The sequence below is a fragment of the Acidobacteriota bacterium genome, assembly GCA_038040445.1.
In the GTDB taxonomy this organism is placed as follows: Bacteria; Acidobacteriota; Blastocatellia; order UBA7656; family UBA7656; genus Onstottus_A; species Onstottus_A frigus.
The window spans coordinates 140,078-158,563 of the sequence record JBBPIG010000005.1; the positions used below are offsets into that span (position 1 = coordinate 140,078).

The 18,486-nt window shown below is 57.3% G+C and carries 18 protein-coding genes; 4 read left to right on the forward strand and 14 right to left on the reverse strand.

The genetic code is table 11. The features are described from left to right. Positions 1-25: 25 nt before the first annotated feature. From AABO57_07420 to AABO57_07470, 11 genes are all read right to left on the reverse strand, one after another. Positions 26-451, reverse strand: coding sequence for a PIN domain-containing protein (locus tag AABO57_07420; GenBank protein MEK6285553.1), 426 nt, complete (start codon positions 449-451; stop codon positions 26-28). Beyond that, positions 452-664 carry a hypothetical protein gene (locus AABO57_07425; protein ID MEK6285554.1) on the reverse strand — a complete coding sequence of 71 codons (213 nt, stop codon included), beginning with the start codon at positions 662-664 and terminating at the stop codon, positions 452-454. 192 nt (positions 665-856) lie between these two features. Next, the gene (locus AABO57_07430) at positions 857-1,705 is read right to left on the reverse strand and encodes an SDR family oxidoreductase (protein ID MEK6285555.1); all 849 of its coding nucleotides are present in this window, start codon (positions 1,703-1,705) and stop codon (positions 857-859) included. A 120-nt stretch (positions 1,706-1,825) separates the two neighbouring features. Beyond that, positions 1,826-2,983: an aminotransferase class I/II-fold pyridoxal phosphate-dependent enzyme gene (locus AABO57_07435; GenBank protein ID MEK6285556.1), complete on the reverse strand. Its 1,158-nt coding sequence runs from the start codon at positions 2,981-2,983 to the stop codon at positions 1,826-1,828. Between the two features lie 275 nt (positions 2,984-3,258). After that, complete coding sequence (locus AABO57_07440; protein MEK6285557.1) at positions 3,259-3,846, reverse strand: Uma2 family endonuclease; 588 nt, start codon at positions 3,844-3,846, stop codon at positions 3,259-3,261. 57 nt (positions 3,847-3,903) lie between these two features. Next, positions 3,904-5,838 (reverse strand): S9 family peptidase, encoded by a 1,935-nt coding sequence (locus AABO57_07445; GenBank protein ID MEK6285558.1) that lies wholly within the window; start codon positions 5,836-5,838, stop codon positions 3,904-3,906. Positions 5,839-5,840: 2 nt separating this feature from the next. Next, positions 5,841-6,437, reverse strand: coding sequence for a PepSY domain-containing protein (locus AABO57_07450; protein ID MEK6285559.1), 597 nt, complete (start codon positions 6,435-6,437; stop codon positions 5,841-5,843). A gap of 9 nt (positions 6,438-6,446) precedes the next feature. After that, positions 6,447-6,575: a hypothetical protein gene (locus AABO57_07455; GenBank protein MEK6285560.1), complete on the reverse strand. Its 129-nt coding sequence runs from the start codon at positions 6,573-6,575 to the stop codon at positions 6,447-6,449. 65 nt (positions 6,576-6,640) lie between these two features. Then, positions 6,641-7,594, reverse strand: coding sequence for a polysaccharide deacetylase family protein (locus tag AABO57_07460; protein ID MEK6285561.1), 954 nt, complete (start codon positions 7,592-7,594; stop codon positions 6,641-6,643). Positions 7,595-7,907: 313 nt separating this feature from the next. Continuing rightward, positions 7,908-9,080: a 6-phosphofructokinase gene (locus AABO57_07465; GenBank protein ID MEK6285562.1), complete on the reverse strand. Its 1,173-nt coding sequence runs from the start codon at positions 9,078-9,080 to the stop codon at positions 7,908-7,910. 104 nt (positions 9,081-9,184) lie between these two features. Then, positions 9,185-9,619, reverse strand: coding sequence for a hypothetical protein (locus tag AABO57_07470; protein ID MEK6285563.1), 435 nt, complete (start codon positions 9,617-9,619; stop codon positions 9,185-9,187). Positions 9,620-9,887: 268 nt separating this feature from the next. On the opposite strand from AABO57_07470, the gene AABO57_07475 reads away from it, so the two are divergent. The 4 genes from AABO57_07475 to AABO57_07490 all read left to right on the forward strand — a co-directional run bounded on the left by AABO57_07475 (position 9,888) and on the right by AABO57_07490 (position 11,943). After that, entirely contained in the window at positions 9,888-10,610 is a 723-nt protein-coding gene (locus AABO57_07475; GenBank protein ID MEK6285564.1) for an FAD-dependent oxidoreductase, read from the forward strand. A 167-nt stretch (positions 10,611-10,777) separates the two neighbouring features. Beyond that, positions 10,778-10,948, forward strand: a complete 171-nt coding sequence (locus AABO57_07480) for a hypothetical protein (protein ID MEK6285565.1) — start codon at positions 10,778-10,780, stop codon at positions 10,946-10,948. 169 nt (positions 10,949-11,117) lie between these two features. Continuing rightward, positions 11,118-11,690 (forward strand): sulfotransferase domain-containing protein, encoded by a 573-nt coding sequence (locus AABO57_07485; GenBank protein ID MEK6285566.1) that lies wholly within the window; start codon positions 11,118-11,120, stop codon positions 11,688-11,690. Positions 11,691-11,700: 10 nt separating this feature from the next. Then, positions 11,701-11,943 (forward strand): hypothetical protein, encoded by a 243-nt coding sequence (locus AABO57_07490; GenBank protein MEK6285567.1) that lies wholly within the window; start codon positions 11,701-11,703, stop codon positions 11,941-11,943. Between the two features lie 101 nt (positions 11,944-12,044). Here AABO57_07490 and AABO57_07495 read toward each other — a convergent pair whose 3' ends face one another. The 3 genes from AABO57_07495 to AABO57_07505 form a co-directional block, all read right to left on the reverse strand. Continuing rightward, positions 12,045-14,426 carry a TonB-dependent receptor gene (locus AABO57_07495; GenBank protein ID MEK6285568.1) on the reverse strand — a complete coding sequence of 794 codons (2,382 nt, stop codon included), beginning with the start codon at positions 14,424-14,426 and terminating at the stop codon, positions 12,045-12,047. A gap of 153 nt (positions 14,427-14,579) precedes the next feature. After that, positions 14,580-15,437, reverse strand: coding sequence for a DUF2911 domain-containing protein (locus tag AABO57_07500; GenBank protein ID MEK6285569.1), 858 nt, complete (start codon positions 15,435-15,437; stop codon positions 14,580-14,582). 202 nt (positions 15,438-15,639) lie between these two features. Continuing rightward, positions 15,640-18,438, reverse strand: coding sequence for a TonB-dependent receptor (locus tag AABO57_07505; GenBank protein MEK6285570.1), 2,799 nt, complete (start codon positions 18,436-18,438; stop codon positions 15,640-15,642). Between the last annotated feature and the right edge of the window lie 48 nt (positions 18,439-18,486).

The following is an 18,486-nucleotide window of genomic DNA, read 5'->3' on the forward strand; positions in this document are numbered from 1 at the left end:
TTTTCCCTGACGTCTTTCTCTGACGTTATGACATGTGCTCCTTGAGCAGAATCGTAAAGCCTTCCTGGAAGAAGTGGCCGTCGCTGGTCAGTGCGTCGGTTAACCCCTCTGCCTTCATGAGCTGCATCGAGATACAATCGACGAGGCTGTAGCTTTTGGCGGGCCGTTTTTCGTACAGCGCGAGTCCGGCGAGAAACGACTCGCGGCTCTGCTCAACTACGTCTACGTGCGTCTGATTGGCAAGTAAATCCCGAACAAACTCGGCAAGGTATTGCCGCATCCGAGGATCGAAGGCTGAGAAGAAGGCTAGCAACTCGATCAATACTTCATCAGTCGTTAGCAATAGGTCGTTCTCAAGGGACTTTCCGATGGCCACCGCTTGGTCATGCCACTGGTCTCTGGGGTCCATTACAGCAACCCAATAACTGGTGTCAGCAAATACCACCCTCATTTAGGTTCTCTTGGGTGTGCCGTAAATGTAGTGATCGTGTTGCTCCGAGCCATCGGTGGGCAACTGGTCCAGCACGTCTTGCGGAATGCGCTTCAACAACTCCTCGACCATCTGCCAGACGGGTCTGTCGGGGCGTTTGCGCTTCAGAAGCTCCGCTTGGCTGATAGACACAGAAGCGTATCTGTTCTTGTGTGTGATTTGGTTGGTGCTCATCTCAGAACCTCCTTCGCTTGCTTTCGCTGCCTTACACCGGCGGCGACTAATAATATACAACATAAAACAACATAATTGTGATCAGAGTACGCGGAACTTCGATTGGGGCTGCTGTCCTAATCTGTATTAGGACGCTACCCGATGGGGAACCGAATCAAACGCCCTGGGTTCTCGTAGCGAGCTTCTGAGAACTCATCTTACTGCACTGATATCCTGAAGGCCGGTAAGCTCTTTACTCAGTTCCCACAAGCGTCGCGCGGCTTCTTGATTGTGAGACGCCTCGGATGATTTCTGTTGCCGCCGTCTCGCGAAATACTTTCCGGTGACGCCTTCTACCTCAGAGGAACTCGCAAGATAGATCGAAGTGCGAGCGCCGCGCTCCGGGCCTATCGTCACCAGTTTGATCAAAGCCTGCACGAATCCCGGCAGCCCGCGAAAGAGGTTAGTTCCGACTCCGCCAGGATGCAAACAGTTTGCGCTTAAACCCGTTCCTTGCAGCCGTCGCGCGAGTTCGTACGTGAACAACACGTTGGCGAGTTTGGAATTCGCGTAGGCTCTAAACGCGCTGTAGTCTCTTCCGGCCGGCCACGCGTTGATGTCGAGCTTGCCATATTTGTGAGCCGTCGAGGCGACGTTCACGATTCGCGAAGGCGCGCTCTTCCGCAGCACGTCCAGCAGCAGGTTGCTGAGAAGGAAGTAGCCAAGGTGGTTGATCGCAAAGGTGCTCTCCAGCCCGTCTTCAGTCATTGAGCGCTCGTGCAAGACGACTCCCGCGTTGTTGACCAGCACGTCGAGCTGGTCGTAACGCTGCTTGAAATCATTTGCGAATTGTCGAATGGAATTCTGCGAGGAGAAATCGCAGATCATCAGTTCGACCCGATCATTGCCGCTTTTCTGTTTGATCTCGTGCTGTGCCGCTTCGCCGCGCTCACGGTCGCGGCAAACCATCACGACGGTTGCTCCGAGCTTCGCGAGACCGAGCGCGGTCTCCTTTCCGATGCCGGCGTTTGCGCCGGTAACCACGCAGATTTTGCTGCTCATATTCTGCCTCGGGACCCACCACAACGCGTTCGTAGTTCGGCCTTCAGGCGGAAGTTTGTATTGGTTCGACTGTGGATCTACCGGAGGACCGAGTCTACCAACTTCCGCCTGAAGGCCGAACTACGAACCTCTAAGCGCCTGATCGAAGTCCTCAATGATCTCTTCAGTCGCTTCGATTCCAACTGACATTCGAATCAGGCCATCGGTTATTCCCAGCCGCCTTCGATCTTCGCGCGACATTCCGGAGTGTGAAGTTGTTGACGGCCGAATGATCAGCGTTTCCACTCCGCCCAGACTCGGCGCGATGATAGGCAGCTTCGCTTTCGTCATGAACCTTTGAGCCGCGTTGACGCCGCCCTTTATCTCGAAGCTCACCATGCCGCTGAAGCCGTCGAACAAATCGCGCGCGCGCTTATGCGCTGGGTGGCTTTCGAGACCCGGATAGTTCACCTTCTCAATTGCCGGGTGACCCTCCAGGAAACGTGCGATCTTCAACGCGCTATCGTTTTGACATCCGACTCGCAGCGCCAGCGTCTTCATCCCGCGATGAAGCAAGAACGCCGCGTGGGGGTCCATCGAACCACCGAGGTGATTGAGCTTGTGCGTGATCTCTTCGATCAGATCGGCTCGTCCGATGCACGCGCCCGCTACGATGTCAGAGTGGCCGTTCAAGTACTTGGTGCAACTGTGAAGCGACACGTCGAAGCCCCACTCGGCGGGCCTGAAATTGATCGGGCTCGCAAACGTGTTGTCGATGAGCGAGACCAAACCGTTTTCTTTGGCGAATGCCGAAGCGGCCTTGAGGTCACTGACCTGGAGCAGCGGGTTGGATATCGCTTCCACGTAGATAGCCTTGGTGTTTGGCCGAAGCTTGCTCTTCCATGAATCGGGGTCGTCGCCGTTTATGAAATCGAGCTCGAGCCCGAACCCCGCGAAGTCTTTTGTGAGAAAGTCGTGCGTTCCCCCGTACAGACAGTCTTGCGCTAACAGATGATCACCGGCAGAAAGGACGGTCAGCAACGTTGTCGTGATCGCAGCCATCCCGCTGGCGGCCACAAGGGCTGCTTCGGCGTTCTCGAGCGCCGCCAGCTTTCGATGCAGCGCCAGATGATTTGGACTGTTGTTCAGCCGGATGTAGCGGATGTCGTGATAACTTTCCTCGCCGGCGTATTCGAACATTGCCGTCTGAAAAATCGGCATGCTGACTGCCCCTAGAATTCTCGGCTCAGGCTCGCCGGCATGGATTAGTTTGGTTTCGATGCGTTTGAAGGTCTTCATAGATGAGACAATTGTCTACCATCGCCAAGCGAAGGCGCAAAGCAGAACATACCATCTCGATCTGCAGGGTCAGCCGCGCAAGGTGACTCGGACCGCGGCGGCAAGTCTTCGGGACGCCGCTTTCCCGATGCGATTACTTGAACCGTGAACAAAAGCGGCGTCGCGAAGACTTGCCGCCGCAGTCCAAATAAGGCTCCTCAGCGCGAAACTCCGTACCGCGATGTTCAGTAGACCTGTTGGAATGTGTGCTAACCGGTAACGCGGTGCGGAGGACATCAATCTGTGTTCTGGCTGAATTCGACCTCTCGATAGACGTCACTGAGCGCGAGCGTGCAGTCTATCGTCGGGAGGTAGATGCTGCTGCTGAGGTCATTGGTTTCTTCATAGTCCCACTTGCCGGTATCGGATTTCACGTAATGTGTGATGTGCGGTCTGTGCTGTGCGATCAGTAGATACTCGCGAAAGCTCGGAATGGATTTGTAATAGGTGAACTTGTCGCCCCTGTCATAGGCTTCGGTGCTTGGCGAAAGCACCTCGATGATCAGAACCGGATTGACAAGCAAATCGGCCCCGTTGAATTTCTCGATCTCAACGCCTCCGCACGCGACGCTGCAATCGCCGTAGCGATACGGTGGCGCCGCGGGAACTTCGATCTGCATGTTGTTGGTGAAGACGCAGCAGTCTCTCCCGAGCAATTTAGCGCTGAGCAGATTAATACTGTTTCCCATTATCCGGTCGTGTGGGAATGTGCCGCCGCTCATCGCAAAGATCTCGCCGTCCCAGTACTCGTACTTGACCTCAGATTCGCGTTCCAGCGCGAGGTATTCTTCCAAGGTATATCGGTGCTTAGGTTGCGTAGACATATTCAGCTCTCTTCGAGCGAATCTTAACCCGTTGAGCTTGGCTTCGCCAACGGTATCTTAGAGGTTAGCAATGTCCACAGGCTCGACCGCCTCCGCGAGATCAAACCCGAACACCTTCGAATAAAAGTACAACTCACCATCAAGCGACCTCTTGATGTTCTCCGCTTTCCTGAAGCCGTGCTGCTCGCCTTCAAACGCTACATACGCGACCGGCAAGCCTTTCTTGAGTGCGGCTTCGTACATCATCTGAGCTTGATTGGGCGGCACCACTTTGTCTTCGAGCCCTTGAAACAAAATGATCGGGCAGGACAATCGATCCGTAAAATGAATCGGCGAGCGCTGCCAATACAGGTCCTTTCGTTCCGGATACGGACCGATCAGGCTGTAGTTGTAGCGTGATTCGAACTTGTGACAGTCCTGTTCCAGAAGCTCGAGGTCGCTGATTCCGTAGTAGCTGGCGCCCGCTTTGAACACGGCGCGAAAAGTGAGCGCTGCAAGTGTCGTGTAGCCGCCCGCGCTTCCGCCCCGAATGATCAATCGCTTGCCGTCAGCTTCCCCGCGCTCGACCAGATACCGCGCGCCGTTCGCGCAATCATCGACGTCGACGACTCCCCACTGACCGTTGAGCCGTTCGCGATACGCGCGCCCGTAGCCGGTGCTCCCGCCGTAGTTCACATCCAGCACTCCGAATCCCCGGCTGGTCCAATACTGAATGTTCAGCTTGAGGGTAGTCGTGCTCGCCGATGTCGGCCCGCCGTGACTTATGACTATCAGTGGCGGACGCTCGCCTTGCGGAGCTTCGTAGTCGCGATTGGCCGGCGGATAAAAAAACGCGTGCGCGGTCAACCCCTGCTCGGTCGGGAATTCGATGGCTCTAGGGATGGAAAGGTAGTCCCCATCAATTTCGACGCTGCTCGATTGACCAAGCAGTTGAGCCTCACCGGTTGCAAGATCGAGCTTCATGATCGCCATTGGCTTTGTCGGCGAGCCCCCGCCGAACACCGCGCGGCCGGGCGCAGCTCGGAGTCCCGCGACCTCGGTGAAAGAAGCGTCTATGGGTTCAAGTTTGCGCGTTGACGTGTCGAGGATCGCCAATCGCCAGTTGCCTCGCTCGCAATACGTGCATATGATGCGATGCTCCGATTCGAACGCGTTGGTCGACATTCTGAATACCCACTGCGGCGCTCCGAAATCGGCTTCCATTTCGCAAAGCGGCTCGATTGAACCCTCACCGCTGCGGCGATAAAGGTTCCACCAACCGGTTCGGTCCGACGCGAAGTGCAAAGCCCCGCCGGGCGACCACTCAGGCTGAAATATCGATTCGTTCTTACCGCCTGCCGCGAGTTCCTTTCTGACGATCCGACCATCTTCGTCCAGCTCGCCAACCCATAGTTCGACTCCATCCCAGGGCAGGTTGGGATGGTTCCACGTGAGCCAAGCTAGTCGGTTGCCGTCCGGACTCAACCGCGGCGACGAATAGAAATCATTACCCGAAGCGATGACTTCTCCGCCTTCGTCACCCCCGGCGTTCACCTTCACCAGAGTATTGTCCGCGTCACGGCCGCCTGAGGTGTGATCTTCGCGCACGCAATAGATCAGATTGCGCCGGCGATCGATCACGCCATCGGCGTAGCGCATCTTCTCGGCCGTAGTAATTGGCTGAGGCTGTTCTCCCGGCGCCTGTCGATAGAGGCGTTGATCGGAGAAGTTGGAGAAGTAAACCGTGCCTTCGTGAACGAAATAAGCTCCGCCGCCATACTCGTGTACCGTTGTGCGTGCGTTAAAGCCGGGCGGCGTCACGTCGGTCGTCGTTCCATCCGGCGGTCGCCGCACGATCACACTGCGCCCGCCTTCCGAAGGACGCGTCTCGATCCAGTAAATGTCCTCGCCATCCAACCCAATATCGCCGAGCCCAATCGTTCCGGCGACTATCAGATCCGAAGTGATCGGCGACTTCCACGAACCGTACGGTGCCTTCAATTTTTCTGTCATTGTTATCCCTTGCTGAAGAACAACCGAGCGCCGAGCGCGCTCAATGCGAGCAAAAGCAGAATTCCTAGCGCCCCTAGAACCTTATCCACGGTTGCGACTCCAGTCCATTGCAAATAGTGAATCCTGTAAATCGCGTCGATGCGGTTGGTATCTTTGCCTTGCTGTGTGAGCGCGAGCCGATTCCAGTCCATCTCTACGCGAACGCCGGTGTCTGTTGTTATGACCTTGGCTTCGACGTTAGCGACTCGCCCATAACGCGCAGGGTTCGCTGAGAAGGCGTCAGTCAGTAGCGCGCGGATCTCGTCTGCTGACGGCTCGGGCTTCCCTTGAAGGCTACGCGGGTCCAGATGCAGCCAGCCTTGCGAAGTGCGCGCAAGCAGATGCTCTCCCAGAATCGTCTTCTCCACGCGAACCTCGAGCCACGACATGTCCGGGTCGAACGCGATGGGTCCTTCGAGCGGGTACGTTTTTACCTGCAAGGACTCATAGGCCCCAGCATAGCCGGGCTTCAAGAAGAAGAATGCGCCGGTGACTGCCCAGCCAATCAGAGGCAACAGCATCACCAGTCCTATGACGCGATGCAGCCGGCGGGTCGTCATTGAGAGATTCTACTTCAGAACATTCAACATCACCCGCGACGAGCGATACACGCGCTGTGATGCCTTCTGAAAGTCTGCTTCCTTCGCTTTGTATATGTCGACGAACTTCTGCGGATTGCGATCCACAAGCGGAACCAACTGCTCTGAATCTCATGTTGATTCTGCCGTTTCGTATCCTCATTCATCGACTTCTTCGGCACCTGCTATGTCCGGCGCGCCTTTCGTTGCACGTCCCGAAGCGCGCGATAGCCGATTCGCTTGACGCCTTGCGTTTCCAGTATCCGTCGAACCTCGGGGTCCTTTGTGAACAGCTCGTATTCAGCCGCGCGATCCTCCCACGAATTAGTTATGTGCTTAATCTCGTCACCCGCGACCGACGCGTGAATGTACAGCTCGGTCACGCCGGGCTTTAGCGAACTGATCGAGCGCTTCCAGTAGTCGCGGATCGATTCGCGCGGCTTGCGGTCGCCGTGAATCAGATAATCCGGATAGATGACTCCGTCGGCGTCCAACTGTCCGCGCTGATGGCCGCCTCCCTGCGCGGCGAGCAGTTCTTGAGAACCCATCCTCAACGGCGAGTCGAACTCCTTTGCGAGCCGCCGATAGACTTGAAAGTACGCTTCGTTGTATTGAAGCGTGCCCATGTGCGAATCCAGATGGGTCACGTCAATGCCCGCGTCGAGCGCCTTCTTGATCTGCGCGCGAGCTTCGATGTAAGCCTGTTCGGGCGTCGAGTTTTTGTAAACACTCATGATGTCGGGCCACAGGTAGCCTTGCGGGTCGACCAACCCGGGCACTTCGCTCTTGCTAGCGATCGGTCCCCACTTCAGTGTCTTCCATTCGCTTGTGTGTGCGAGGTGCACTCCGAAGTCGGCGTTCGGATGAGCCTTCGCATAAGCCGCGATTTCCGGAAACCACGGGCCGGGAACAATAATGGTCGAGGAGGTTGCAAGCCCGTTTTCCATTGCATCGATCGCTGCGGCGTTCGCTGCGTGGCTGTTGCCTACATCATCGACGTTGATGATCAGAATCTTGTCGGCAGCTTTGAATCCCAATCGCGCGGACAGCGCCGGTGGATTCGTTGCCTGGCTCGCGCCGGCGCCGGCCTGAACCAGCATGGCAGTAAGAGCGAATAGGACTAGTGAGCTTCTCTTCAATTTCAGTACCTCCCTCTGGTTGAATGACTTTTTGGTTCGGCGCTTAGACTCCTGGCCTCAGACCAACCCATACCGCTGCCATGGAGGAACAGAACTAGAGCCCGCACAACCTCGTCGAAACTCAACCTGATCAATTTGAAGGCGCACTATACATCGCCTGTGCGGCAGTTGTCAGCCGGCGGAGGTACCTGGGAGCGCAGTACCTGGGAGCGCAGGCATCTTGCTTGCCTGCTTCGGCTGACGGCACTTCTCTTCCCTAAGCACTTACGTCGCACGCCACGCAGGCACGGATGCCCACGCTCCCAGGTGGGGATCAATACAAGAACATCGGCTTGCCGAGCACGCGGCGAACCTTGGGTAAATACTGTTCAGCGTCATACAGCTCGTCCACATCGACGCGCTTCAACCCGCTGGTGATCATTCCAATAGGAACGTGCGTGTAGTTGCCGTCTCGCAGCGCGCACATGCGGCCGCTTGCGCCTTCGAGAATCAGGTCCATCGCCATATGAGCGTAGTTGACCGACACCATCAGGTCGACTGCATCGGGCCCGCCCGAGCGCATCAAGTACCCGAGTTGCTGATAGACAATGTCCTCGCCGGTCAGCTTCTTCAGCGTTTCGCCTACGATCAAGCCTATGCCGCCAAGCTTGCGATGGCCGTAGGCGTCGGCCTCTCCGGACTCGACGATTTTGCCGCCAAGCATTTGCGCGCCTTCGCTTATGGTCACCATCGCGTAGTTGCTTGGATTGGCGCGCTTGTCTTGCATGACCAGCTTTGCCAATCGCTCGGGATCGAACGGCACTTCAGAGATCAGAGCGCGATCAGCGCCGGCCAGATAAGAACTGATCAAGCTGGTCTCGCCGCTGTTGCGCCCGAACAGCTCGACGAAGGCGATGCGCTCGTGCGAGCCGCTGCTGGTGCGAAGCTGATGGATGAACTGCACGCTTCGAGACACCGCGGTGCTGAAGCCGATGCAGTAGTCGGTGCCAAATACATCGTTGTCCATCGTCTTCGGTATGGCGATGACTTCGACGCCTTCGCGATGCAATCGTTCGCCGTAGCTCAAGGTATCGTCGCCGCCGATCGGTACGAGAATCTCGATGCCGAGATCCTCGAGATTCTTCAGCACGTGGGGCGTGCAGTCTTGCGTTCGCCGGTCTGCATCCTCGCCGTTCTGATGAGCGGCGTCGCGCAGAAACTCAGGCACGTCTTTGAGCTTTACGCGAGAAGGATTGGTCCGGCTGGTGTGCAAGATCGTGCCGCCGGTGCGATCGATCGTGCGAACTGCCTGCTTGTCGAGCGGCATGAAATGCTTCGAGAAGCTTTCGGGTTCTTCCGGATTGAATTGCAGGAAGCCGCCCCAACCCCGCCGAATGCCAAGCACGTTGTAGCCTTCATCGATGGCGCGGTAGACGAGAGCCTTTATGCAAGGGTTCAAACCGGGGACATCGCCCCCTCCCGTTAGAACGCCAATAGTCTTTGCCACTGCCCTACCCCCTTGAAAGTTGTGCTTGGTTTTAGACTAGAGTACAACAAGGCAACGAGATGGGAAACTAGCCAAAAGGTTCCGTTGGAGAATGCTGCGCGCTGTCATTTCGCTCGCGAGAGATTAAAAACACCGGTGTAGTATCCGCTAGTAAAGAACCCGACGAACTCTTTCTCGGTGGCTCGACCGATCCAGTCGAACACACCGCCGTCCTTTGCGCCAAGATCGGTCGTGCCTTTGAACATCACGACCTTGCCTACCTGGCGGCCTTCCATCTTGATTGTGTATTTGTAAGGACGTCCGCAATCACCTTCGAACGTGGCTTCCCAGACGCCGTCCTTGTACGTGACTTTGCAACCGAGGCTCTTGCAAATGTCTTTGGGCGGTACTGCTCCCTGAGCAGGGCTGTAAGTCGCCCACGTGCCTGTCCAGTCTCCGGCGATGTCGGGGACCGGTTGCTTCGTCTGGTCACTTTGGGCTTGGGCAATGCCGATGAATAACGCAAGACAGGGCAGGATTAACCAACTGCGCTTCGTCATGATCATCTCTCCTTTCGACGCGCTGAGTATGATACTATTTTTATCAGATGAATCAGATTCGCCTTCAGCAAAGGCGCCGTCAGGATAGTTGGTCCGCCAGCGATTGTCTATCGCCCTTGGGATCAATGCATCGATGCAACAGATCGAACCTCTCAGAAATTCACGCGATCACGATAGGTCTTAGGCAATCCACCGGGCTCCATCCGGCCTAGTAGAAGCTGAGATGGTCGATACAGTTTCGGCGACACACGGAAGGTAGCGGGAGTTCATGGCCACGTACAAAATCAAACTGAAGCGCCGCGAAGATGTCGCCGAAGGCACCGTTGCGTTTCACTTCCACAAACCGGAGGGCTTTCAGTTCAAGGCGGGTCAGTTCTTGCGCTTCACGTTGATCGATCCGCCGGAGACCGATGCGGAGGGAGCCGGCAGGACCTTTTCGATCGCAAGCGCGCCGCACGAAGAGGACTTGATGATCGCCACACGAATGCGCGACACGGCGTTCAAACGGGTGATCAAGTCGATGGCGCTCGGTTCGGAGATCGAAATCAAGGGACCTTATGGCAAAATGACACTGCAAGATGACCCTGCTCGCCCGGCGGTTTTTTTGACAGGCGGCATCGGCATCACGCCGTTCCGCAGCATCGCGCTCGATGCCGCGCATGCCGGCCTGGCTCATCGGCTTCATCTGTTTTACTCCAACCGCCGGCCGGAAGACGCAGCATTCCTCGATCAACTCGCCGAGCTGGAGAAGATCAACCCGAATTATCGTTTCATCGCGACGATGACTTCGGCCACCGCATCAACTTCGTCGTGGACCGGCGAGACCGGCTACATCAACGCCGAGATGCTGGCGCGGTTCATAGACGATCTGAAGGCTCCAGTCTATTATGTAGCCGGACCGCAAGCGTTGGTTACCGCGATGAAAAAGACCCTCGGCGAGGCGGGCGTGAGTGAAGCCGACCTTAGCGCTGAAGAGTTTTCGGGTTACTGAGAAGTTACCGATGTCCGACAGACCTCAGTTTGTCGCTGTCGCCGACGCCCGCATTCAAACATCCGCGACAAACTGAAGTTTGCCGGACAACCTTGAAGGTGGAGCCATGCCGCAGGTGAGTTTGATAAGGACATCAAGCCTCTGATGACCGAAGCCGACGCAATCACATGGAGTTCATGTTCGACCTTTGGTCCTACAAAGATGTAAAGGACAACGCCGATGACATCTACGACTCGGTGTCTAACGGCAGGATGCCGCCTCCACAGGGAGGTGGCCCGTGGTCCAAAGACAAAGTTGATCTGTTCAAGCAATGGGTGGACGGCGGTCATCAACCGTGATCGCGCACCTCTGAAACCCACGCACAAACTCTGCACGCGCGTCAGATTTTTGCGCATCACCCTGACAGAGAGTATGAAAACTCCGGCGAATACCAGCCAGGCAGAGCCGATGCCAGCGAGCGCGATCCTGTGCTAGATTTGCTGATCGCGTTTGACGCGCAGCGATTCTATGAACAACGAAACTATTACAATCGTGTCCGGGCTGCCGCGATCGGGCACGTCGATGATGATGAAAATGCTGGCGGCAGGCGGGCTCGATCCTCTCACCGACAATCTGCGCGCGGCGGACGAAGATAATCCGAAAGGTTATTTCGAGTTTGAGCGCGTGAAGCTGATCGAAAATGACATCGCGTGGCTTGAAGACGCGCGAGGACGAGTCGTGAAGCTTATATCGGCGCTGCTCAAGCACCTCCCACCTTCTTACAACTACAGGGTGATCTTCATGCGGCGCGCGATGCCCGAGATTCTGGCTTCTCAACGGCAGATGCTGATTCGTCGAGGTGAGCCGGCTGACGCGGTGCCCGACGACAAGATGGCCGCGTTGTTCGACAAGCACGTGGCTCAAGTTGAGTCGTGGCTCGCGGCTCAGCCTAACATCGAGACGATCTTCGTAAGCTACAATGAAGTGATGAACGAGGCCCGCTCGCAGGCGGAAATCATCAATGCCTTTCTCGGCGGGTCGTTGAATGTAGATGCGATGACCGAGGCAGCCGACCGAACGCTCTATCGACAGAAACGATGAGGTATTTCCGATGAACCGTCTGAAAGTTTCGGTGACCACCTTGCTGATCATTGCTCTTGCCTCATGCGCGCTTGCTCACGACACCTGGTTGATTCCCGATCGCTTCGTAGTCGAGCGAGACTCGGTCGTAACCTTGGACCTCACAAGCGGATGGCCTTTCCCGCGCTCGATACATCGATCAAGCCTGACAGGATTGATCGCGCGCTCTGCCGCAGGTCGAACAGCCAGACCTCACCGCGCGCTGGAGTCATAACGTTCTATCCAGACGCAGACCACAAATGGGACGGGAGTTCTTTGCCCTAGCTTGCACTAAGCAAATCTTTCAGTGTCCATTTCAATTGCTCCCTGCCTCGATCAATGGAAATTGAATTCGAGTGTTCCGCTCCATCTTCTGGGGATGCCGAAGTGCGTGCCTTCGAACGGATTGCCGAAGTTGTATGCGAAGGCCCGGTCAAACACGTTCTGAATGTTGAACTGGATCGAGCTGGCGACTCGATCTCGCTTGAAGACCGTCAGACCGGCAGCGATGTCGAAGGTCGTGCGCGGCTTCACTCGCCCGCGGGCGAAATTAACCAGCTCAGCTCCCGGAGCGGCTTTCAACTCTTCCAGTCTGTCCTCCTCGACCTCCAGAGGCACTCCGCTTTCGTGACGGCCGGAAAAACTCAGCAACAAGCTTGAACGGCGGTGCTGATAGATGAGCGCGAAGCTGCCGGTGTTGCGCTGATCCTGATCTGGAATGAATTTCGTGCCGGGCCCGATTTCGATAAACTCGTCGGTGAGAAATAATCCGCCGTTGATCGGCCCCGTTTGCAAGACGCGCTGGTTGGTATAGCTAACATAACCGGAGAAGCCTCGGCGTTCCGGTACATCGAGCCGCACATCCACGCCTCGCGAATAGCCTTCCGCGACGCTGTTCGGGAAAATGACCGTCGTATTGAAGAACACGTTCGGATCGCCGACGTTGCGGAAGTTGCGCCACCAGTAAGCAGCGTCCAGCTTGAACCACCCGGCCACGTCCTGCGCGAACCCGACTTCCCACGCCGAACTCCTCTCCGGTTTGATGCCTGCGTTGCCTCCGCCTTCCCGAGTGGCGAAGGGTGAGAGCTGCCTGGCCTGTTCGGACGCCGAAAGAAGCAGGTTATCGACCTGCGGCGGTTGGTAGAGACGATTGAACGAAGCGCGAATCGCAGTGTTTGATTTCGATATGAAGTAAACGGCGCCCAGGCGCGGGCTGAACTGCTGAGCGGACACCAGCAGCCGCGAGTGATCGTAACGCACTCCCAGTTGCAGGCTCAGATTCTTCAAGGGCGAAAACGCATCCTGAACGTAAGCCGAGTACTGATTGCGCGCCGCCCGGTCGCGAAAGATGAACGGGTCGTCTTCGTCGAAGGCGATGACCTCGTCGCTGATCTCGCGCTCTTCGGCTTCTTCTTCATCGGTCACGAAAAAAGTGAGGAACTCGCTTGGTGACACGCGCTGGAATTCGACCCCGGCCTTGAGGTTGTGTCCTCCGCGCACGTGGGTGAGGCTGGCCAGCAAGCCACGCCGCGTGTGCTGTCGGTCCTGCTCGGCAAACAGCGGAAATGCTAATTCGTTGCTCTCGAGGATGGATTCGTGAGCGCGTCGAAAGTAGGCGAAATCCGAGACGGTTCGTGAATTCCAAAAATGCTGCCACGTGAACGCCTGGGCGTTGTCGCGCAACCTCTGCTTCTGCCGCTGGCCGGCCGCCTCTTGCTCGGAATCGTTCGAGACGTTGAAATCGGAGCCGTTGCCGGTAATGTTGAGTATGAGAGTGTCTTTCGATGTCGCATGCCACTCCGCGCGCAAGCTTAGATTCACCCCGCCGCCCTTGTTGTTGAAGTTTCCCAAATCAACCGGATCGAGAAACCGATCCGAGCGATGCGTTGCGCCGTTGATGTAGAAGCCGAAATCGCGTTTAAGCCGCCCCCCGATGCCCACGGCGATCTCATCGGTTCTAAGATCTCCGGCGCCCAGCATGACATCACCGGCCAACGGTGAATCTATGCCGGACTTCGGATGAACTATTACCACAGCCCCAGAGCGGCCCCCGAACTCAGCGGGGATATTGCCGGTGATGACCTGCATCGAATTGATGGTGTCGGTGTCGATCGGGCTGGCCGAAACGGCGTCGAGCCGATCAACAATCGGAATGCCGTCGATCACATATAGAACTCCGTCGTCGACGCCGCGCACGTGAATGAGGCCGTTGTTCTCGGTCGCGGAACCGGGAGCCGTAGCGACTAACTCTTGCAGCAGCCGGTTGCGGCTGGTGCGCGGCGCGTGCCGGACGGACCTTTCACCGATGGTGGTTGCGGAACTTGATGAGTCGCGCTCGACCAGATTCTCCCGCAAGCTGACTTCGACCGACGCTTTGGAGCCGGCCACTGCCAGCTTGATCTCGACTCTGACAGGCACATTCGAGCGCACCACGACCGGCTGCGCGGCAACTTCAAACCCGCTCGCCCTCACTCGCAGAGTGTATTGATCGAAGGGGACGTTGTTAAAAACGAATTCGCCAGCGTTACCGGTGACGAGTTGATGGCGTTGCCCGGCCACCGGGTGATCGAGACTAACGACGGCATTCGCAATCAGGGCCCCGGTGGGATCGCTGACGACACCAGTGACGGAGCCGTTCTGAATCTGTCCCTGCGCCGGGCCGAAAAGAGCGGCGACAAGAACAATCGGCAATAGAGTTCGAAACGTGGTTGTCCCCATATGAAAGACGGTTATCGCTCAGATTCGCGATCGAGTGCAAATCGAACCAACGAATTCGAAGGTGACCTCGCCTCTGCGCTCCTCTGCGTCCTCTTCGGTTCTATTCTCCGATCCTCCTGGCTTGATCTCGCGTCGGCTCAACCGCGAAGAGAGCTACTGACTCTGCTTTTTCGCGTCGCTGCACAAACCGGCGATTTCGTGAAAGCGATCATGCAGAGCGCTCAATAACTCTTTGATTTGTGTGTCGGTAGCGTTCTTGGCAATCAGTGCGGCAAGGGCTTTCGACTCTTGAGCGAGTTTCGCCACACTTGTTTTGATTTCGGGTTTGTCATACACCTTGGGTGGCGTAGAGTCGGCCCACTGTTTTGCTTTCGCGGCCATCTCGCTGGCGCGACTGCGAATCGGTTTGAAGTCGCCCTCTTCCATCGGATGGAAGGTCGCAGACATCACGTCGTGAAAGGCGCTCAACTCGTTCCACTTGCCGCTGTCTTCCGCTGACGCCGTCATCGCGGCTGGTTGAAAGTCCGCGGCGAGCGCGAGAGTTCCCCATTGTAAGGTCAATCGGCCGTCCTTGTCTTTCTTCTCGAGCGAGATCGTCAGGTACTCAACGGCTTTATCGAGCTTCTGCAAACTGAAAGGGACTTCGGCGACAGGCGACCCGCCTTCCGACTGGATCAAGAGGTGCCACTTCTGCGGCTCGACGAGTTTCGCTTGAAGGATGTACTTGCCCGCAGGTATCACTTTCTCGCCGAACCTCAGACTCGCTTGTGTTGAAAGAGTCGTGGGATCATCTGCGCCCATTCGCCATACTATTCCCGGCTGTATCATCGCTTCCGGGTTTCGCCCTCCCAGACCGGGCCGCCCGTGGTTGACTTCGATCTTGTTAGTGCCCAATTGCAGGACGGGGCGTCCGCGATCGTCGCCCTGTGAGGGCCCGGACGTAGGGCCGCCGAAACAAGCCGAAGCTGAAATGAAAATGAGTAACGCGAATATAGCGCTGAGTCTCTTCATAAAGTCTCTCCTTGAGAATGGAGTTGGAAGGACACATCTTAACTGATTGGGAGTGGTTTTGAGGACCCCGCGAGGGCTGCGCCTCGCGCTCGCAATTACTTTCGGCGTCGAAGGCTCTCGTTGCGCCTCTGCGACTTTGCGCCTTCGCGTGAAGGGGTTTCGCGCAAAGACGCAAAGTCAAAGCCGCCAAGACGCAGAGGGGCTACAGCGTCAATCTCAACCCGAACTGAAGCTGCCTCGGGTCGCTTGCACCTGTAGCTCTTCCAAAAGCCGGCAACGGTGTCGCCCCCGTCCCGAAGACATTGTTGGGCAATTGCAGGTTCGCCCGGTTGAAGACATTGAAGGCTTCGGCGATTACTTCCATCCGGAAGCGTTCGGTGAAGCGGATCCGGCGGCTCAGCCTCACATCGAACGACGCGAAGTCGAAGCCCTCACCCATGTTGCGCGCTACTCCGAGGGGCCGGTCGTTAACGTTCGTGTCGAAGTTGCGATCGGCGCCTGTCTGGATATTGAACGGCAACGGCGAACCGTAGCTGAAGATGTAGCTGAACTGGAAGCCTTCGACTGCGCGGCGCCATCCTGAATCGCTCTTGGTCTCCGGAACCGCGAACGTGCCGCTCAAGGTCAGTCGATGACGCTGGTCGTTGTCGCCGCGCCCCCGATCATCCCTCAGATTGGCATTGTCCTGCGGCGTGAAGAAGAAGGCGTTGCCGGTATTGTCGAGCGCCTTCGCGTACGTGTACGAGGCGCGCAGACCGGCCCATCGCGAGAAGCGGCGGTTAAACGAGACCGTCAACCCGTTGTAGTAAGAATCTCCCGAACTCTCATACCGCGAGATGTTGGCGAAGTTGGCATTCGGGCGGCCCAGATTCGGGACGCCCGCCGATGCCGGAAACCGCGGCACATTCACGTTGCGAGAGAGAATCAGGTGCAGCCCGCGCGTGTGCAGGTAGCCGACAGCGAGCGATGTGTTCGAGGACAACTCGCGCTCGATCTGAAGGCTCGCCTGTTGCGTGTAAGCGTCTTCGATATTCGGATCGATCGTAGTTATGCTCGGCAAGAAACCTTGCGGGAACGACGCGGCCACGCTCGGAAAGACTGGCGCGCCCGGTTGGCCGAACGAGAACGAGGCGACTTTGTACTTCGTGCCGTCGCGCTGCAATGCGTTAGAGGTCGCACGCAGCGGAATGCGTTCGTAGTAGAGGCCATAGCTCGCGCGGATAACCGTCTTGCGAACTCCCGGCGCATAAGCCAGACCGATGCGCGGCGCGACATTGCCAGTGTCGGTTTTGATCGGATCAGGCAGGAACTGCAGATCGTATCGAATGCCAACATTGACGGTCAGATCGGGCCGCGCGCGCCATTCATCCTGCGCGAAGAACCCGATATTCGGATTCGACTGAAACAAACTCGGCACGCCGAAGGTTTGCTGAAAGGTAACGTAGCGGCTTGCCTGCAAATTGGCGAGCGAGGAGAAGGTGTAGGCGCCTTGCAACGCGCCGGGGAAGGTGATGTTCACGCGGTTGTACAAGAAGTCCGCTCCGAACTTGAGCGAGTGGGCGCCGCGCAGCGTAGTGATGTTGTCGGCTATTTCGTAAAGATCAAGATCACGTCCAGTCGGCGAGGAAGTCGACGTGCCGAGATTGGCGACGCCGGAAATAGTGATCGCCGGGCCAACCTGGTCGTTCGCCAACGCGCCAAGCCGGCTCCGCGTGAACTGAAAACGCGCCTCGTTTGCGGTCCGCGACGACAGCGTTGCTACGCTGCCCAACGCAATGGTTTGATCCCGATTCTCCAGCCCCGTGCCTCGGCTTGCGGCGCTCAGTCCTCCTACGCCGCGCGCGTTGAGGCTGTCGATGTCGTATAGGCTGTAACGCACGGTGAACAGATTCGCCGGGTTGATACGGTGATCGCCGCGCACCAAAACATTGGTTGTGTTGTAGCCTGCCGGGACCAGGCCCGTGCTGATGCGCGGACCCGCGTACTTTATCTGATCGAGCACGTTGTTGATCGCCGTCACGTTGGCGGGAAGGATCGTCACAACGACTGCATTGTGCAATCGCGTCTGCTCGAAGTTCCCGAATAGAAATGTCCGGTCGCGTTTGACCGGCCCACCCAAAGAAGCGCCGTACTGCGCTTGCGTCAGCGGGTCTTTGCTCGGCGCAAGCGTGCTCCGCGCGTCGAGCCGCTGATTTCGCAGGAAGCCATAGGCGCGCGCGCGCCAGGCATTCGTGCCCGATTGCGTGACGACGTTGATGATCCCGCCAGAAGCGCGGCCAAATTCGGCAATGCCACCGGACGTGATGACCTGGAATTCTCGGATCACTTCCTGGCTGAAGAAAGTGCCCGGAAGGTCGGCCGCGTCGTCATTGGCCGACAGTCCGTCGAGTATGAACCCGTTGTTGATGTTACGCTGACCGGCGACGGAGATTTGCGTGCCCGGCACGGCGGAAGTTTCGGCGAACCGCTGGTTGGCGACCGGATTAGCGCGCGACACCGCCGGAGTGAGCGCGGCAAGGTCAAGGTAGTTGCGCCCGTTCAGCGGCAGATTATCAACCTCGCGTGACAACACCGTCTCCGAGACCTGAGTGCGCACCGTTTCGACTACGGGCGCCGAGGCGGTTATGTCGGCGGTCTCGCTCAGGCCCCCGACCGCTAGCCTGACCGGCAGATCGAGAGCCTGGCCGATAGAGAGAGTCAACTCTCTGGTGACCGAGGCGAATCCAGCGTGCTCGACTTTGAGGTGATAGCTGCCAACGGGCAGATAAAGGAAGCTGTAGCGGCCGTGCTCGTCACTCTTGGACGAGCTTGTCTGATTCTTGTCGATGCTGGTTATTGCGATTAGGGCCCCGCTGATCGCGGCGCCGTTCGTGTCCTCGACGCGGCCGGCGAGCGTTGCTGCTGAAATCGCTTGCTGCGCGAATGCCGGGAGCGTGCTGCCAAAGCTAACGACAAGCAGCACAGCTAAGGCGAGCAAATGATTGGCTTTCCACGATTGCATGATTCTTCTCCTCGATTTCAGAAAGACCGTGATTGGTAAGCGCTTTCG

Excerpts from the sequence above, each read along its gene's own strand:
- AABO57_07450 (MEK6285559.1), bottom strand. The coding sequence starts at position 6,437 with ATGACGACCCGCCGGCTGCATCGCGTCATAGGACTGGTGATGCTGTTG.
- AABO57_07485 (MEK6285566.1), top strand. The coding sequence starts at position 11,118 with ATGAACAACGAAACTATTACAATCGTGTCCGGGCTGCCGCGATCGGGC.
- AABO57_07425 (MEK6285554.1), bottom strand. The coding sequence starts at position 664 with ATGAGCACCAACCAAATCACACACAAGAACAGATACGCTTCTGTGTCT.
- AABO57_07445 (MEK6285558.1), bottom strand. The coding sequence starts at position 5,838 with ATGACAGAAAAATTGAAGGCACCGTACGGTTCGTGGAAGTCGCCGATC.
- AABO57_07440 (MEK6285557.1), bottom strand. The coding sequence starts at position 3,846 with ATGTCTACGCAACCTAAGCACCGATATACCTTGGAAGAATACCTCGCG.
- AABO57_07435 (MEK6285556.1), bottom strand. The coding sequence starts at position 2,983 with ATGAAGACCTTCAAACGCATCGAAACCAAACTAATCCATGCCGGCGAG.
- AABO57_07470 (MEK6285563.1), bottom strand. The coding sequence starts at position 9,619 with ATGACGAAGCGCAGTTGGTTAATCCTGCCCTGTCTTGCGTTATTCATC.
- AABO57_07505 (MEK6285570.1), bottom strand. The coding sequence starts at position 18,438 with ATGCAATCGTGGAAAGCCAATCATTTGCTCGCCTTAGCTGTGCTGCTT.
- AABO57_07500 (MEK6285569.1), bottom strand. The coding sequence starts at position 15,437 with ATGAAGAGACTCAGCGCTATATTCGCGTTACTCATTTTCATTTCAGCT.
- AABO57_07420 (MEK6285553.1), bottom strand. The coding sequence starts at position 451 with ATGAGGGTGGTATTTGCTGACACCAGTTATTGGGTTGCTGTAATGGAC.
- AABO57_07430 (MEK6285555.1), bottom strand. The coding sequence starts at position 1,705 with ATGAGCAGCAAAATCTGCGTGGTTACCGGCGCAAACGCCGGCATCGGA.
- AABO57_07495 (MEK6285568.1), bottom strand. The coding sequence starts at position 14,426 with ATGGGGACAACCACGTTTCGAACTCTATTGCCGATTGTTCTTGTCGCC.
- AABO57_07475 (MEK6285564.1), top strand. The coding sequence starts at position 9,888 with ATGGCCACGTACAAAATCAAACTGAAGCGCCGCGAAGATGTCGCCGAA.
- AABO57_07490 (MEK6285567.1), top strand. The coding sequence starts at position 11,701 with ATGAACCGTCTGAAAGTTTCGGTGACCACCTTGCTGATCATTGCTCTT.
- AABO57_07480 (MEK6285565.1), top strand. The coding sequence starts at position 10,778 with ATGGAGTTCATGTTCGACCTTTGGTCCTACAAAGATGTAAAGGACAAC.